This is a genomic window from Anaeromicropila populeti (assembly GCF_900112775.1).
Taxonomy (GTDB): domain Bacteria; phylum Bacillota; class Clostridia; order Lachnospirales; family Lachnospiraceae; genus Anaeromicropila_A; species Anaeromicropila_A populeti.
Genome location: NZ_FOYZ01000001.1, coordinates 236,779 through 252,450, shown reverse-complemented (window position 1 = coordinate 252,450; position 15,672 = coordinate 236,779). Strand labels below are relative to the sequence as shown.

At 34.8% G+C, this 15,672-nt stretch carries 14 protein-coding genes; 13 read left to right on the top strand and 1 reads right to left on the bottom strand.

Going from position 1 to position 15,672, the window contains the following annotated elements; genetic code table 11:
- From BM305_RS01100 to BM305_RS01040, 13 genes are all read left to right on the top strand, one after another.
- Entirely contained in the window at window positions 1–1,413 is a 1,413-nt protein-coding gene (locus BM305_RS01100) for a class I adenylate-forming enzyme family protein (RefSeq protein WP_092558845.1), read from the top strand.
- A gap of 235 nt (window positions 1,414–1,648) precedes the next feature.
- Window positions 1,649–2,083: a hypothetical protein gene (locus BM305_RS01095; RefSeq protein WP_092558844.1), complete on the top strand. Its 435-nt coding sequence runs from the start codon at window positions 1,649–1,651 to the stop codon at window positions 2,081–2,083.
- On the top strand, window positions 2,061–3,044 hold the full coding sequence (locus BM305_RS01090; RefSeq protein WP_092558843.1) for a hypothetical protein: 984 nt from the start codon (window positions 2,061–2,063) through the stop codon (window positions 3,042–3,044). Before BM305_RS01095 ends, BM305_RS01090 begins: the two co-directional genes overlap by 23 nt.
- 34 nt (window positions 3,045–3,078) lie before the next feature.
- Window positions 3,079–3,957 (top strand): diadenylate cyclase CdaA, encoded by an 879-nt coding sequence (gene cdaA / locus BM305_RS01085; RefSeq protein WP_092558842.1) that lies wholly within the window; start codon window positions 3,079–3,081, stop codon window positions 3,955–3,957.
- Window positions 3,938–5,308, top strand: coding sequence for a CdaR family protein (locus BM305_RS01080; RefSeq protein ID WP_092558841.1), 1,371 nt, complete (start codon window positions 3,938–3,940; stop codon window positions 5,306–5,308). Before cdaA ends, BM305_RS01080 begins: the two co-directional genes overlap by 20 nt.
- A 42-nt stretch (window positions 5,309–5,350) precedes the next feature.
- Complete coding sequence (locus BM305_RS01075; RefSeq protein WP_092558840.1) at window positions 5,351–5,605, top strand: HPr family phosphocarrier protein; 255 nt, start codon at window positions 5,351–5,353, stop codon at window positions 5,603–5,605.
- Window positions 5,606–5,628: 23 nt separating this feature from the next.
- Window positions 5,629–6,315 carry a response regulator transcription factor gene (locus BM305_RS01070; RefSeq protein ID WP_092559038.1) on the top strand — a complete coding sequence of 229 codons (687 nt, stop codon included), beginning with the start codon at window positions 5,629–5,631 and terminating at the stop codon, window positions 6,313–6,315.
- A complete protein-coding gene (locus BM305_RS01065) occupies window positions 6,300–7,760 on the top strand; it encodes a sensor histidine kinase (protein ID WP_092558839.1) in 1,461 nt (486 codons plus the stop codon). The genes BM305_RS01070 and BM305_RS01065 overlap by 16 nt, the downstream gene beginning before the upstream one ends.
- 201 nt (window positions 7,761–7,961) lie before the next feature.
- Window positions 7,962–9,629, top strand: coding sequence for a 2-isopropylmalate synthase (leuA, locus tag BM305_RS01060; protein ID WP_092558838.1), 1,668 nt, complete (start codon window positions 7,962–7,964; stop codon window positions 9,627–9,629).
- A 97-nt stretch (window positions 9,630–9,726) separates the two neighbouring features.
- Entirely contained in the window at window positions 9,727–10,128 is a 402-nt protein-coding gene (gene tagD, locus BM305_RS01055; protein WP_092559037.1) for a glycerol-3-phosphate cytidylyltransferase, read from the top strand.
- Window positions 10,125–10,937 (top strand): HAD-IIA family hydrolase, encoded by an 813-nt coding sequence (locus BM305_RS01050; RefSeq protein WP_177214486.1) that lies wholly within the window; start codon window positions 10,125–10,127, stop codon window positions 10,935–10,937. Before tagD ends, BM305_RS01050 begins: the two co-directional genes overlap by 4 nt.
- A gap of 43 nt (window positions 10,938–10,980) precedes the next feature.
- Entirely contained in the window at window positions 10,981–12,150 is a 1,170-nt protein-coding gene (locus BM305_RS01045; RefSeq protein ID WP_242940421.1) for a CDP-glycerol glycerophosphotransferase family protein, read from the top strand.
- Window position 12,151: 1 nt separating this feature from the next.
- Window positions 12,152–13,288, top strand: a complete 1,137-nt coding sequence (locus BM305_RS01040) for a CDP-glycerol glycerophosphotransferase family protein (protein ID WP_177214485.1) — start codon at window positions 12,152–12,154, stop codon at window positions 13,286–13,288.
- Between the two features lie 545 nt (window positions 13,289–13,833).
- Here BM305_RS01040 and typA read toward each other — a convergent pair.
- Complete coding sequence (gene typA, locus BM305_RS01035) at window positions 13,834–15,666, bottom strand: translational GTPase TypA (RefSeq protein WP_092558836.1); 1,833 nt, start codon at window positions 15,664–15,666, stop codon at window positions 13,834–13,836.
- Window positions 15,667–15,672: the final 6 nt, after the last annotated feature.

The window sequence follows — 15,672 nt, the reverse complement described above, 5'->3', positions numbered from 1 at the left end:
ATGAGTAATATAAATAAACTTTTAAATGAATTGAAAAATAATTATTATGATCAGGGAATATATGACTATGCCCGTCAGTTTGAAAAATTTAGTTATGGTGAATTAGTTAAAAGAGTAGAGGAAGAAGCAGGGTACTGGGAAGAACTAGGGGTGAGAAAAGGCTCATGCGTATTATTTATATTACCGACAAGCATCGACTTATTAATACATATACTGGCTGTTTTGAAAATTGGAGCAACCCCATCCCCTATTTCCAATGTACAAAGTAGTGTTGGTTATTCATACATACAGGAAAATTTGAAGCCGTTTCTTATTTATACTACCAATAAGAAAATTGAGATATCTGTAAATTTTCAAGAAACTAAACATTGTTTTGCTGATAAGGGGAGGCTGTTTTGCTGTTCTGATAACCAATATAATGAAATTTATAAGAATAGTATTGTATTGACTTCCTCAGGTAGTACAGGATATCCAAAATCCATACTTCATTATGCTGATAATATTATTTTAAATGCCCAACTTCATATGGAAGCAATCGGGGAAAAACCAGGCGGAACCTATTTATCATCCTTACAGGCGTTTTTTTCTTATGGACTGGTTGCAGGAATTATCGGTTCACTCACTATGGGGAAAAATATAGTAATGCCAGAACGCCCATTCTATCCAAATACCTGGTTTGAATATTGCCAGCGCTTTGATATTACGTTATCTTCTATGACACCAGGTTTGTTAAAAAAATTATTACGGCTAGACGAACCATTTCCAGCAAGCCTAAAAAAAATTACAATAGGGGGAGAGCGGGCTGATTTTAATGATATAGAAATATTAAGATCAAAGTACAAAGGAGATATTTATTTAACGTATGGGTTATCGGAAGCCGGCCCAAGAGTATGTACAAATGAAATTCTCGATACAAATAAAAATGAGTGGCAATTCATGGGTACTCCAATGTCTGGTGTGGATATAAGAATTATGGACGATATGGATTCAGGTGAGCTTTTGATTTTTACACCGACACTGATGAGAGGATATGTAGAAAAAGGGAACTTATTATGTAACCATTCCAGTGGAATAATGAATGGGAATTGGTTACGGACAGGTGACATATGTATAAAACGTAACAATCATTATCTCTATGTGGAACGCGCAAAGAAAATCATTAAGTGTAATGGAGAAATGATATTTCCAGCATTAATTCGAAATGTAATTATGGAACATGAAGAAATAGACGATGCAGTGGTAGTAGCAAAACCCAATGAAGCAATGGGATATGAACCAATTGCATATATTAAATTAAAAGATGGTGTAAGAGCAATACCTGATTTGAAAAGACACTGTTCAAAAAAATTGAGATTGCTGGAAATTCCAAGGGAGTTTATTGTCTCGGATAAGATAGAAAACTTTAAAAAGTAATGATGGAGCAGCCATTGTAGTAAAACACAGGGTGTATTTTCTTTTAAACGAAAATACACCCTGTGTTTTCGAAAAAAGAAAGCAGATTGTACCTGTTTTGATACATTGGATAAATCAGAAAAAAGTTCTCGAATTTATATAAACTTTATGATATACTTAATAATGATGCCCTTGGAAGGATAAGCTAATTATATTTTGCGTAAGGGTCAGCTGAAATAGAGGCAGGAGGGTTTGCATGCTTAATGAAAAAAAGATTCATACCATGACGAAGCTGGCAATGTTTGAGGAGAAAAAAGGGAAAGAGGATTTAAAAATTAATAAATATTATCGGATTGATTACATCCGGCTGCGTTTATATAATTCTTTTGTTTGTGTAACCATCGGTTATGTTATATTATTAGCTGCTGTTATTTTATATTACTCAGAATATTTGTTACAAAATGCTGTAAAGCTGAATTACAAAGAGATAGGTGCTCAGGCATTAATTATTTACATTGTACTATTGATTGTATACGGCTTTATTACAATTCTGGTTAGTATGTATTCATATGACAGAGCTAAAAAAAGGTTGAAGAAGTATAAGAAAAATTTAAAAATGCTTCAACAGTTTTACAATGAAGAAATGGAATCAAAGCAGGAGGAAATACATGACGAATCTATTGGAATTTAAAGAGAGGCTGAACCAGATTTATCAAAGAGGTGGTATTTACATTAAGCCTGTGATGAGATTTTTATTATCTTTTATCGTCTTTTCCGTAATCAATGGGAATATTGGATATGATACAAGATTATCAAGTACACCAGTTGTTTTATTATTATCTTTACTGGGGGCTTTTACTTCTTCTTCCGTTTTTGTGCTTTTGGCTGGAGTTGTAAGTGTACTTCATATTTATAGTGAATCTGTGATATTAGCAGTAATATTAGTAGGAATGCTTTTTATTATATACTTTCTATTATTGCGGTTCACGCCTCAGATGGGATACGCGGTATTGGCGGTACCAGTATTGTATTTGCTGAATATTCCTTTTGCTATACCAATTTACCTGGGATTAACCAGTGGACCTATTGCAATAATTCCGCTAAGCTGCGGAGTCATTATTTACTATCTATTTAAGGTAATAAAGACAGCAGTTATGACCAATGGAGCAGGTGCCATGGCAGATGTTCTTGGACTATATAAGTACGTAGTGGATAATTTACTGAATAATAAAGAGATGGTACTTGCATTGGTAGTATTTGCAGTGATACTGCTGTTAACTTATTTTATTCGCAATTTGTCTATAAACTATGCATTTTATATTGCAATTATTGCAGCAGCTGTCGTTAATGTTTTAGCATTATTAATGGGGGAACTGGCACTGGGGATTACAAATCAAATTGGGACTATTATTTTAGGAAGTTTAGGTTCTGGAATTATTGTATTTATCATACAATTTTTCCGATTGACGTTAGATTTTTCTACGGTTGAGTACACACAATTTGAAGATGACGATTACTACTATTATGTAAAAGCCGTACCTAAGGTGAAAATTGCTGTATCTAAAAAGGATGTTAAAAGAATAAACGCACAAAGAAATGTATCTAAAGTAAGACGGCATACGGAAGAGAAAGCGGATGAGGATTTTCGATGAATTTTTATGACAGAGTCATAGGAAGAGGTTATGGATGGAAACAATTAAAAACTTTTTCAAAAATTATGTGATACAGCTTTCAGTACCTAAAATCACAATAATTGATATTTTAGAAATTATAATTATTGCATTTGTCACTTATCATATTATTATATGGATTAAAAATACAAGGGCATGGATGCTTGTAAAAGGGCTAATCGTCATTGGTATTTTTGGTTTGTTTGCTATATTTTTAAGAATGGACGTGATACTTTGGATTTTTTCTAAAACCATTGGGTTTGGAATTACAGCAGTCATTATTGTATTTCAGCCAGAAATACGTAATGCATTAGAACAGCTTGGAAGACGTGATATTTTTAAAACGATTATGCCATTTGATGATACAAAGGATCGAAAAGAAAAGTTTACCACTAAGACGATTAATGATATTGTAAAAGCAACGTTTGAACTGGCAAAGAATAAGACAGGAGCCTTGATGGTAATTGAAAGAGAGGTTACATTGCATGAATATGAGAGAACTGGTATTATTCTGGATTCCCAGATAAGCAGCCAGCTGTTGATTAATATATTTGAACATAATACTCCTTTACACGATGGAGCAGTCTTAATTCGGAATGACAGAATTGTGGCAGCAACCTGCTATCTTCCTTTATCTGACAATATGGCGCTTAGTAAGGAGCTTGGAACAAGACATCGTGCTGGTGTTGGGATTAGTGAGGTTACAGACAGTCTGACCATAATTGTTTCTGAAGAAACGGGAAATGTTTCGATTGCAGCCAATGGAGAAATCATTCGAGGGGTGGATGGAGATTATCTAAGAACTAAGCTGGAGCAGGTTCAGGGTAAGAGTATGGAAGCAAAGAAGAGGAAGTTATGGAAGGGAAGGCAGAAAGATGAAAGAAAAATTAATTAACAATCTAGGGCTTAAAATATTATCTCTTTGCCTTGCTGCGTTTATATGGATTGTTATTATTAATATTGAGGATCCCATAAAAACAATTCAATTCACTAATGTCCAGGTTACAGTTTTAAATGAGAACTATATTAAGGAGAGAGGTAAGGCGTATACCATTACGTCGGGTGTTTCTGTAGATTTTACCGTAGAGGGAAAAAGAAGTGTACTGGATGATTTGAAAAAAACAGATTTTGTAGTTACTGCGGATTTGGCTACATTAGTGTCTCCGTGGAAAGCAATCGGAATTGATATAGAGTGTCCAAAGCATTCTAGTGAAATTGATATTATTCCAGGAAAAGTAAGAACGATGGGTATTTCATTAGAGGACATTGTTACAGTAAAGGTACCAGTACAGATCGAGACTACAGGAACGGTTGCGGAAGGAAAGGCAACGGGAGCAGCTTCCTATTCTCCGATTAAAATAGAAGTTACAGGTGCTGAATCCATTATAAATAAAGTGTACGAGGTAAAGGTGCTGGTTGATATTACAGGAGCTACGGAAGAGATTAAGCAGAAGCTAGAGCCAAAAGCATATGATGAAAATGGAAAGGAAATTAGTAGTGACAAATTAACTTTTGGAGTTAGTAAGATTTCTGTAACCATTCCTTTGTTAGATACGAAAACAGTTCCAATTGAATTTTCAGTTACAGGTGAACCTGAAACCGGATACGCATATGTAGAGAATGATTATGATCCAGGTGAAATTACTATTAAGGGGGACGCTGAGGATTTAGAGAAAATTGAAAAAATCCCTGTTTCAATTGATATTTCGGGTCAATATAGCGATGTAGAAGGTACGTATTCCTTATCGGATGTATTGCCAGATGGAGTCAGCCTTGTCTCACAGGAGGAAGAAAACATTGTATACAAAATTGGAATTGTGAAACTGTCTAAAAAGCAGATTACAATTAATATGGGCGATGTTTTAGTTAAAAATCTGCCAGATGAGTATTATTGTGAGTATCCGAATGAAACATGTACCGTTACTATCGTTGCACTGTCAGAAATATTAGCCGATTTGGGAGAAGAGGATATCGGCGTGAAAATAGTGCCATATATCGATTATAAGGATATTCAGGAAGGGAGACAGAAGGTGCAGCTCAGCCTGACTCTTCCAGATAATGTTCAGACTGAGAATTTACCTGTTATTACAGTTGTGATTAAGAAAAATGTTGAGGAAACAGAGGGAAATCCTGATGAGGAACCAGTAAATACTCCACAGGCAACAGAGGATTTGGCAACACCTTCTTTACCAACAGAAACACCAAATTCTGAGACTAGTGAAGAACCACAGGCAACAGAAGAATAAGAATAAGGGTCAAGCAAAAAAGATAGATTGGGAGGGAATTGCATGATAAGTGCAAGAATCCAGATGAATAATCCATTAGGATTACATTTGCGTCCAGTTGGTGTTTTATGTACAGAGGCGTTAAATTATGAGTGTAAAATTGAAATTAAAAAAGATAATATAGTTGCAAATGCAAAAAGTGTTTTAAGTGTTCTGGCAGCAGGAATCCGGTACGGAGAAGAATTTGAACTGATATGCAGCGGAAGTGATGAAAAAGCTGCTCTGGATACGCTGAAAAAACTGTTTGAAGATAGTTAAAAACAGAAAGAGAGTTGATAATTATTTCAAAAAAAACAATTTTGATTGCAGAAGATGAAATTCGGATAAGAAGGATGTTAAAAGATTTTTTGACCAGCTGTAATTATATTATTATGGAAGCAGAAAATGGTCAGCAGGCACTCAATCTTTTTTATGCAGAAAATAGCAGGTTAGATATGATTATTTTGGATGTGATGATGCCAGTAAAGGATGGTTTTGAAGTTTTAGCAGAAATAAGAGAGGTTTCTTCTGTGCCGATTATTATGTTAACTGCTAAAAGTCAGGAATATGATCAGTTATCGGGTTTTAAAAGAGGTGCTGACGATTATATTACAAAACCATTTTCCCCTGTCATTTTACGGGCGCATATTGAGGCGGTTTTAAGACGCAGTAAAACTCAGCCTAAGCAGAGAGTGGCTTATGGACCTATTGTAATTGACAAAGAAAGTATGCGGGTAACTGTTCAGGGAAATGAGGTAAATCTAACGCCAAAAGAGTATGATCTCCTGCTGTTTTTTACAGATAATATCAATATTGTGTTAACCAGAGAATGTCTTTTAAATGAGGTTTGGAGCTATGATTATCTTGGAGGGAGCCGGACTGTTGATACACATATAAAGCAGCTACGATCAAAAATCGGTACAACATTTATACAGACAATACACGGTAAAGGGTATCGATTCGAGGTGAGTCCATGTTCAAATCAATAAAGACCAGGCTGACAGTTACTATATGTGGCATACTGTTCTGTATGTTTGCTGTACAGATGGCGGCTAATTTTTTGTTTGCAGAAAGATATTATACCTTTCAAAAAATGAAGATGGTACAGAAGGTGTACAATGAAATACAAGAGGCCACTGCTTCAACACAAGAAAGCATAATTAACATTTTGGAAGAAAAGGAAAATGATAATAATCTGGAATTTATTTTAGCGGATGAAAATTTGGAGTTTCTTTATACAAATAAAAATTTAATGCCAAAAGATAAAAAGCCAGATAATAGAAACAGTCAGAAATATACAGATATAGATCTTAAAAAGTATACTAATGACTTTTGTAAAGATGCAAAGCCTATTCTGGATAGAACTGGATCTGATTACGATAAAATACGTTTATTTGGGATAGTCCAACAAAATGAAACGATTTATCATCTTGTAATTCGTGTTTCTGTAAAATCTATCAGTGATGATATGACAAGCACCAATTTTTTTCTGCTATATATCTCAATATTTGCATTGATGGCTGGTGTTATTATTGTTTATATTATAGCAAAGCAAATAGCAAAACCCATAGAAGATATTAACCAGGTTGCCATTCATGTGTCAAATCTTGATTTTTCTGTGCGTGCACCTGTGAATAATTTGAAAGATGAACTGGGAAGTCTTGCGGCTAATATAAACATCATGACCGATAAGCTTGAAAATAATATTTTAACACTCAAGAAAACCAATGAGCAGCTGGAGAAAGATAATGAGTATATGAACAAGCTTGATGAAATGCGAAAGGAGTTTATTGCAAATATTTCTCACGAACTAAAAACGCCTTTATCCATACTGACTGGTTACGCGGAAATGCTAAATAATGATGTACCAGGCATTGACAGGAACTTCTATTATGAAACCATATTAGATGAAACTCACAAGATGGATATTTTGATAAAACGATTGCTGAATTTGGCTAGTTTAGAAAATAAAATTATAGATATTCAAATGGAAGAAATTAATCTGGCAGAGCTGGCAGAGCATGTTATTCAAAAAAATCATATATTGTTTAAGGATAAAGGAATTATATGGGAATTCCATACCCTTCCCTGTGGTATGGTTAAGGGTGATCCCGTTTACTTGGAAGAAGCAATTAATAATTATATTTCAAATGCTATCCACCACACCCCAAGGGGGAATAAGATTATAGTAAAGGTAGAGCCAGAGGGAGATAGAGCGACTTTATCGGTATATAATGAAGGAACTGCTATTAGTGAGGAGCATATTGATAAAATATGGAACAATTTTTACCGCATAGATAAGGCAAGAAAGAGAACAGAGGATCATAACCTGGGAATGGGACTTCATATTGTAAAAACCATTATGAGTGCTCATCATGGAGAATGTGGTGTGAGAAATAAAGAAAGAGGAATTGAGTTCTGGCTGTCACTATAAATTTTGATAGGAGTACTTGCGAAATAAAAGTGATAGTGCTATAATGAAATGCACAATAGAAAGAGAAAAAGGAACGTGATAGCGATGGGGCTAAGATATATAGTAAAAAAATGTTCATAATAAGAATATATAGTGTGATTTATCGACTCCGTAGTATAGAATCGTGCAGATAATAGGAACTATAAATCAGGAGGAGATAATATGTTGAATTTTAAAAGATATAGAAGAGTACCAGTGGTAAATTTACCAGATCGTCAGTGGCCGAATAAAGAGATAGAGAAAGCACCCGTATGGTGTAGTGTTGATTTGAGAGATGGCAATCAGGCTTTGATTGAGCCAATGGTTGTAGAAGAAAAGATTGAATTTTTTAACTTTTTAGTGAAGTTAGGTTTTAAGGAAATAGAGATCGGCTTTCCATCGGCTTCACAGATCGAGTATGATTTTTTAAGACAGTTGGTTGAGCGGAATTTAATACCAGATGATGTAATGGTTCAAGTCTTAGTTCAGTGCAGAGAACATTTAATTGAGCGTACATTTGAAGCAATCCAAGGTATTAAGCAGGTAATTGTTCATATTTATAACTCTACTTCGACATTGCAGAGAGATGTTGTTTTTGGAATGAGCAGGGAAGAAATTAAGCAGATTGCCATTGAAGGAACAGAACTTGTAAAGAAATACGCAAAGGATTTTGAAGGAAAGATTACTTTAGAATATTCACCTGAAAGCTTTACAGGAACGGAATTAGATTTTGCATTAGAAATCTGCGATGCTGTTGTTGACATTTGGGGCGGAACCAAAGAGAATCCAGTTATCATTAATTTACCAGCAACGGTTGAGATGAATACACCGAATGTTTATGCAGATCAAATCGAATGGATGAATCGGAATTTTAAAAAGAGAGAAGCTATTATTTTAAGCGTACATCCTCACAATGACAGGGGGACTGCTGTAGCAGCGGCAGAACTTGCTTTATTGGCAGGCGCGGACAGAATAGAAGGAACTTTATTTGGTAACGGAGAAAGAACTGGTAATGTAGATATTTTAAATATTGCGTACAATATGTTTTCACAAGGCATTGATCCACAACTGGATATTGAAAATGTGAATGAATGTATTGACATATATGAGCGTTGCAATAAAATGCAGGTACATTATCGACATCCATATGCAGGGAAACTTGTATTTACTGCATTTTCAGGATCACATCAGGATGCCATTAATAAAGGCATGTATGCCTTAAAGGAAAGAAATCAAGAATATTGGGAAGTGCCTTATCTGCCAATTGATCCTTCAGATTTAGGAAGAGAATATGAACCAATTGTACGTATTAACAGTCAATCTGGCAAAGGCGGAGTAGCTTTTGTAATGGATACTTATTTTGGGTTTAAGCTTCCAAAAGGAATGCATAAAGAGTTTGCAGATATTATTCAAGTTATTGCCGAGGAAAAGGGCGAGGTGGCACCAGAACAAATTATGAGTGAATTTAAAAAGTGCTACTTAGATCAGAAGGAACCATTACATTTTAGAAAGTGTAAGGTTGAAGATTTGTCAGATGCAGATAAATCTTTTGATACACAGGTATTAGTGATGTATACAGAGAGTGGCAAGGAAGGCTCTTTTATAACAGCTGGAAATGGTCCAATAGATGCTGTACAAAAGGGAATACAGGAATTGTATGGTGTTCGGTTTAAGGTGCTAGATTATTCAGAACATGCTTTAAGAGAAGGTTCCAATGCCCAGGCAGCAGCATATATTCACATGTTGAACATGGATACCAATGAAGCAACCTATGGTGTTGGTGTTAGTTCTAACATTACAAGGGCTTCTATACGAGCTATCTTTAGCGCAGTTAACCGGTTAAAGAAGTAAGGAAAGTTGTGATATAAAATATTCTGAGTGGGATTTTAATGAATCCCGCTCTTTTGTGAATTATAGGAAAAACCAGAGGAGAAAGGAAGTAATGGTGATGAAGAAAGTAATTACGTATGGAACATATGATTTATTGCATGTAGGTCATATTAATTTATTAAGGAGAGCAAGGGAATTGGGGGACTACTTAATTGTTGTATTGTCCTCAGATGAATTTAATGCCATAAAACATAAAACAGCATACCATTGTTATGAAGATAGAAAGATGATTCTGGAATCAATTAAATATGTGGATGAGGTGATTCCAGAGTATAACTGGGAACAAAAAATTAGTGATGTACAGGACAACAATGTGGATGTTTTTGTTATGGGGGATGACTGGAAGGGACAGTTTGATTTTCTAAAGGATTATTGTGAGGTAGTATATCTGCCAAGAACGGATGGTATTTCTACTACAAAAATAAAAAGTGACTTAAACATGGGAAGCAGCACAAAATGAAGCAGCTAGATAGGGAAATGCAAAAAAAGAAGCTGTTCTTATTAGATATTGACGGTACAATTGGTTTTGATGGAAAGTTATTTGAGGGGGCAATGGAATTTTTCCAAGAGGTTCTCAGGCAAAAGGGAAAATACGTTTTTATTACAAATAATTCAACCACCAGTATTGCTGATTATGTTTTGAAATATAAGAAAATAGGGCTAGAAGTAGATGAAACTAATTTTATTACTTCGTCGTATGCCTCTATACTGTATTTGAAAAAGGAATTTGGAAGTCAGAAGTTGTTTGCAGCAGGTACTAAGTCCTTTATTAATGAACTGAAAGCCGCTGGTCTACGTGTTACAGAAGAAGTTGAGGAAGATGTTGTGGCAGTAGTGGTTGGATTTGATAATGAATTGACCTACCAAAAAGTATTTAGGGTATGTGAAATTTTGCAAACGAAAAATGCAGCATTTATAGCTACTAATCCTGATTTGGTATGCCCAGTTGGGTTTGGATTTATTCCTGATTGCGGGGCAATCTGCAATATGATTGAAAATGCAGTGAAAAGAAAACCTATTTATATAGGAAAGCCCAATCCAGTTATTGTTGAGATGGCAATGAAGACATTTAATGCTTCTGCTCATGAAACTGTTGTAATAGGGGACAGATTATATACAGATATTGCCTGTGGGATTAATGCAGGAGTAGATACCGTTGCTGTTTTTAGTGGTGAAGTAAAAAAAGAGGACTTGGAAGATACAAGTTATAAGCCAGCATTTTATTGTGACAGCATAAAAGATATTTATGAATCACTGCGGAAAATTTAGAAAACTAATTAAAGGGTGTAATATGAAAAAGTATATAAAAAGCATGGCAAAGAAAGTCTTTCTTTTATTATATAAAATAGAGAGAACAATTTTACCTGTTTCTGAGAATGTGATTTTATTTGAAAGTAATGTAGGTAGAAATTATACAGGAAATCCAAAAGCAATTTATGAAGAGATGGTGCGGCAGGGTTTGGATCGTCAGTATAAGTGCTGTTTTATTCTGGAAGATTTACAGGTGGAGATTCCAGGAAATCCAATTAAGGTAAAAAGGCTTAGGTGGAAATACTTTTATTATTTTGCCATTGCCAAGATATGGGTTAGCGATTCGCGGTTTCCGACATTTATTGTAAAAAGAAAGGGTGTAACTTATATACAGACATGGCATGGAACACCGCTGAAAAAGCTTGCTCTGGATATGGAAAGTATTCATATGGATGGGGAAAAAAGTATAGAGGATTACAAAAAAGCATTTGTTTCAAATACGAGTACGTGGGATTATCTGATTTCCCAGAATTCGTTTAGCACAGAGACATTTAGACGTTGCTTTTCATTTCACAAAAATATGCTGGAGGTTGGGTATCCAAGAAATGATAGTCTGATTCGAGATAATTCTGCGGCTAAAATCAAAGAGTGGAAAGATTTATTGGGTCTTCCAGCAGATAAGAAAATATTACTTTACGCACCAACCTGGAGAGATAATGAATATTACGGTGAAAATCTTTATAAATTTTATTCTAATATTGACTATGACAGAATGAGGAAAGAGTTGGGCGGAGAATATATAATGATAGTGAAATATCATTATTTAGTAAAAGATCACATTGACTGGTCTTGCTACGCGGACTTTATTTATAAATTCGATTCAGCAATGGATATTACCAGTCTTTATTTAGTATCGGATTGTTTAATAACAGACTATTCCTCAGTTATGTTTGATTACAGCATTTTAAAAAGACCGATGTTCTTTTACGCCTATGATTTGGAAAACTACAAAAACAATCTCAGGGGTTTTTATTTTGATTTTATGAAGGAAGTTCCTGGGCCAGTTTCGAGGACAACAGAGGAGTTGATTTACCAGATAAAGAATTATGAATTTTCTCAGTATACAGAGAAATACGAGATTTTTTTGAAAAAATTTAATTCCTATGATGACGGGAAAGCTTCTGAGCGGGTAGTAGAGCTATTGAAAAATATTATGGAGGATGGAAAGTAATATGAAAAAAATAGGCTATTTTATATTTGCATGCTTTTTCTATTTGTTTCGTATTCTGCCTGTGAAGCCTAAAAAGGTATTTTGCATTATGACTCATGACAGCAGTGAGGACAGCAGTGTGGGAGTGGTGGTAAAGGCATTAAAGGAAAAGAGAGAGGGCTATTCCTTTTATTATATAAAAAAAGATGAAAGAGAGCGTGCCAAAAAACATTTTATCAGAGAGTTCCTCTCTTTTTTTGTTGTGAAAGCATATCATCTTGCAACAGCCTCTTATGTAATGCTAGATAATATTTTTTTACCAATGGCTTATTTGAAATTTAGAAAGAAGGTTTGCATCATTCAGCTTTGGCATGGAACAGGTACTATCAAAAAGTTTGGACAAAGTATAAATAAAGGTGATTTAAAAAAACTAGAAGGTCGGGGCAATAAAAAAATCACCCATTTAATTGTAAATTCCCAATACACAAAAGAACAGTATAGTGAGGCTTTTGGAATTACAGAAGATAAGATTTATGTTTGGGGGCTTCCAAGGACAGATGAATTTTTTAATGCAGAACTAGAGGAAACAAAGAGAGATTTATTTTTTAAAAAGTATCCTGAATTAAAGGGAAAGAAACTGGTTCTTTATGCACCTACTTTCCGGGATGATGAAACAGACCGGCCTAAAATGAAACTGGAGTTATCTGCAATCATTGAGAATACAGATGAAGATATGGTATTTTTATTAAAATTACATCCATTTGTAGCAAAAAACTTTTCCTTTTTAAAGGAGCAAAGGGATATTTCTCAAAGAGTATTGAATGTATCTCATTATCAAGATATTAATACATTACTTTTTGTATCAGATATTTTAATTACAGATTACTCATCTATTATTTTTGAATATTGTCTGTTAGAAAGACCTATGATATTTTATGCTTATGATTTGGATTTATTTGAAAAAGAAGGCAGGGGATTTTATGAAGATTATCAGCAATATGTTCCAGGACCAGTTGCAAGAACTACAGATGATGTAATCGAAATTATTAGAAAAGATAAATTTACCATTGAAAGAGTGAAATTGTTTAAGAGACAAAGTTATGAATATTTGGATGGCAGGTCAGGAGAGAGATTATTAAATAAAATTTTCATATGGTAAAATATGACAAGAAACAAGATAATACAAAATTATCCAATGTTTTGGTTGTCGCAACGCCAATCTTTGTGTCGAAATAGTTCAAAATAAGAAAATGGTTTATTTATAACTGCTATAGTCAAATAACTGTAGAAATGTTACAATATAGTCTGTATTATATACTTATGTGGATATGAAATTGAAGGATGTCATGATTTCGAGTATAATAATAGTAGAAGTACTGCTATACAGTGTATAGCAGGTAAATGTTACATGATAGTAAAATAATTTAGGAATTTCGAGAAATAAGAATTACTACGATAAGATAAAAGCATAAAAAGCTAAGGCACATAATGAAAAGTATTCATTTAGTATGGAAGCATAAGAGTAAGATAATATTCGGGATATCCAGGATTGGTGTATACATAGGAAGACGTTGGGTAGGAATATTTAGAGGAGCAACATGATACGTTCATAATTTCTAAGGCCAGCTTATTTTTCGAGGGCTAAATAAGAACGAAAGCAAAATTAAGGAGACATATTTGCACACATCTCCTTAAAAAAGAACATTATTTGCTATTTCTTTTAGAACGATAGCGTTCAGTACTATCTAATATTTTCTTGCGGATTCTCAAGTTTTCTGGAGTAACTTCCAGTAACTCGTCTGTATCGATAAATTCCAATGCCTGCTCAAGACTTAATACTTTTTTAGGAACGAGTCTTAGGGAATCATCTGAACCAGAAGCTCTTGTGTTAGTTAATTGTTTACGTTTACAAACGTTTACTTCAATATCTTCAGCTTTGGCATTTTGACCCACTACCATACCACCGTATACTTTTTCGCCAGGTCCGATGAAGAGAATGCCTCGCTCTTGTGCGTTAAAGAGGCCATAGGTGATGGACTCGCCAGATTCAAAAGCAATAAGGGAACCTTGTTTACGATATTGGATATCTCCTCTATAGGGGCCATACTCTTCGAAAACAGTATTTATAATTCCATTTCCTTTTGTATCTGTTAGAAACTCACCACGGTAACCAATCAGCCCTCTTGAAGGAATAAGGAATTCAAGCCGTTGGTAAGAACCATTTGCAGAAGACATATTCTGTAGTTCCCCTTTACGGCCGCTCAGTTTTTCAATAACGCTGCCAGCGAATTCTTCAGGAACATCAATAAATGCCCGTTCAATTGGTTCAAGTTGTTTGCCGTTTTCATCTGACTTATATATAACCTCGGCTTTACTTACTGCAAACTCATAACCTTCACGACGCATATTTTCAATTAATACAGAAAGATGAAGCTCGCCACGGCCTGAAACTTTAAAGCTTTCAGTTGTATCTGTTTCCTCAACACGAAGAGAAACATCTGTATTTAATTCACGGAATAAGCGCTCGCGTAAATGGCGGGAGGTTACAAATTTACCTTCTCTGCCAGCCAAAGGACTATCGTTAACAATAAACTGCATAGAAATAGTTGGTTCAGAAATTTTTTGAAAAGGAATGGCTACCGGACTATCGGAAGAACAGATGGTATCGCCAATGTGAAGATCTGAAACACCTGAAATAGCTACAATAGAACCGATACTGGCTTCTGTAACTTCAATTTTTTTCAGACCATCAAATTCATAAAGTTTATTGATGCGGACCTTGTTGCATTTTGTTTCATCATGGGCATTTACAATGACAACATCTTGATTCACCTTTAAGGATCCGTTGTCGATTTTACCAACACCAATTCGACCAACATATTCATTATAGTCGATAGTACTTATTAAAACTTGTGTTGAGGCATCTGGATCTCCTGTTGGAGCTGGGATGAAATCAATTATTTTTTGAAATAATGGCTTCATATCAACAGGTTCATCCGATAAATTTTCATAGGCATAACCAGATTTAGCTGAGGCGAAGATAAATGGACAATCTAACTGCTCTGGAGAGGCATCTAGGTCAATGAACAATTCCAAAACTTCGTCAATTACTTCTTCTGGACGTGCTTCTGGTCTGTCAATTTTATTTATACAGACAATAACAGGGAGTTGAAGTTCTAGTGCTTTACGTAGAACAAATTTGGTTTGTGGCATAGCACCTTCAAAGGCATCTACCACCAGAATTACGCCATTTACCATTTTTAAGACACGCTCAACTTCACCGCCAAAATCTGCATGACCAGGCGTATCAACAATATTAATTTTTATATCATTATAAAATACAGCAGTATTTTTTGAGAGTATGGTAATACCACGTTCCCGCTCAATATCGTTGGAATCCATGACCCGCTCTTGAACAGTCTGGTTAGAACGAAAAACACCACTTTGTTTGAGAAGCTCATCTACAAGAGTTGTTTTACCATGGTCAACGTGAGCAATAATAGCTATATTTCGAATAGATTTATTTGTAGTTATCATAGGGAC

Excerpts from the sequence above, each read along its gene's own strand:
- BM305_RS01045 (WP_242940421.1), top strand. The coding sequence starts at position 10,981 with ATGGCAAAGAAAGTCTTTCTTTTATTATATAAAATAGAGAGAACAATT.
- BM305_RS01050 (WP_177214486.1), top strand. The coding sequence starts at position 10,125 with ATGAAGCAGCTAGATAGGGAAATGCAAAAAAAGAAGCTGTTCTTATTA.
- BM305_RS01095 (WP_092558844.1), top strand. The coding sequence starts at position 1,649 with ATGCTTAATGAAAAAAAGATTCATACCATGACGAAGCTGGCAATGTTT.
- BM305_RS01065 (WP_092558839.1), top strand. The coding sequence starts at position 6,300 with ATGTTCAAATCAATAAAGACCAGGCTGACAGTTACTATATGTGGCATA.
- typA (WP_092558836.1), bottom strand. The coding sequence starts at position 15,666 with ATGATAACTACAAATAAATCTATTCGAAATATAGCTATTATTGCTCAC.
- BM305_RS01080 (WP_092558841.1), top strand. The coding sequence starts at position 3,938 with ATGAAAGAAAAATTAATTAACAATCTAGGGCTTAAAATATTATCTCTT.
- BM305_RS01075 (WP_092558840.1), top strand. The coding sequence starts at position 5,351 with ATGATAAGTGCAAGAATCCAGATGAATAATCCATTAGGATTACATTTG.
- cdaA (WP_092558842.1), top strand. The coding sequence starts at position 3,079 with ATGGAAACAATTAAAAACTTTTTCAAAAATTATGTGATACAGCTTTCA.
- leuA (WP_092558838.1), top strand. The coding sequence starts at position 7,962 with ATGTTGAATTTTAAAAGATATAGAAGAGTACCAGTGGTAAATTTACCA.
- tagD (WP_092559037.1), top strand. The coding sequence starts at position 9,727 with ATGAAGAAAGTAATTACGTATGGAACATATGATTTATTGCATGTAGGT.
- BM305_RS01090 (WP_092558843.1), top strand. The coding sequence starts at position 2,061 with ATGACGAATCTATTGGAATTTAAAGAGAGGCTGAACCAGATTTATCAA.
- BM305_RS01040 (WP_177214485.1), top strand. The coding sequence starts at position 12,152 with ATGAAAAAAATAGGCTATTTTATATTTGCATGCTTTTTCTATTTGTTT.
- BM305_RS01100 (WP_092558845.1), top strand. The coding sequence starts at position 1 with ATGAGTAATATAAATAAACTTTTAAATGAATTGAAAAATAATTATTAT.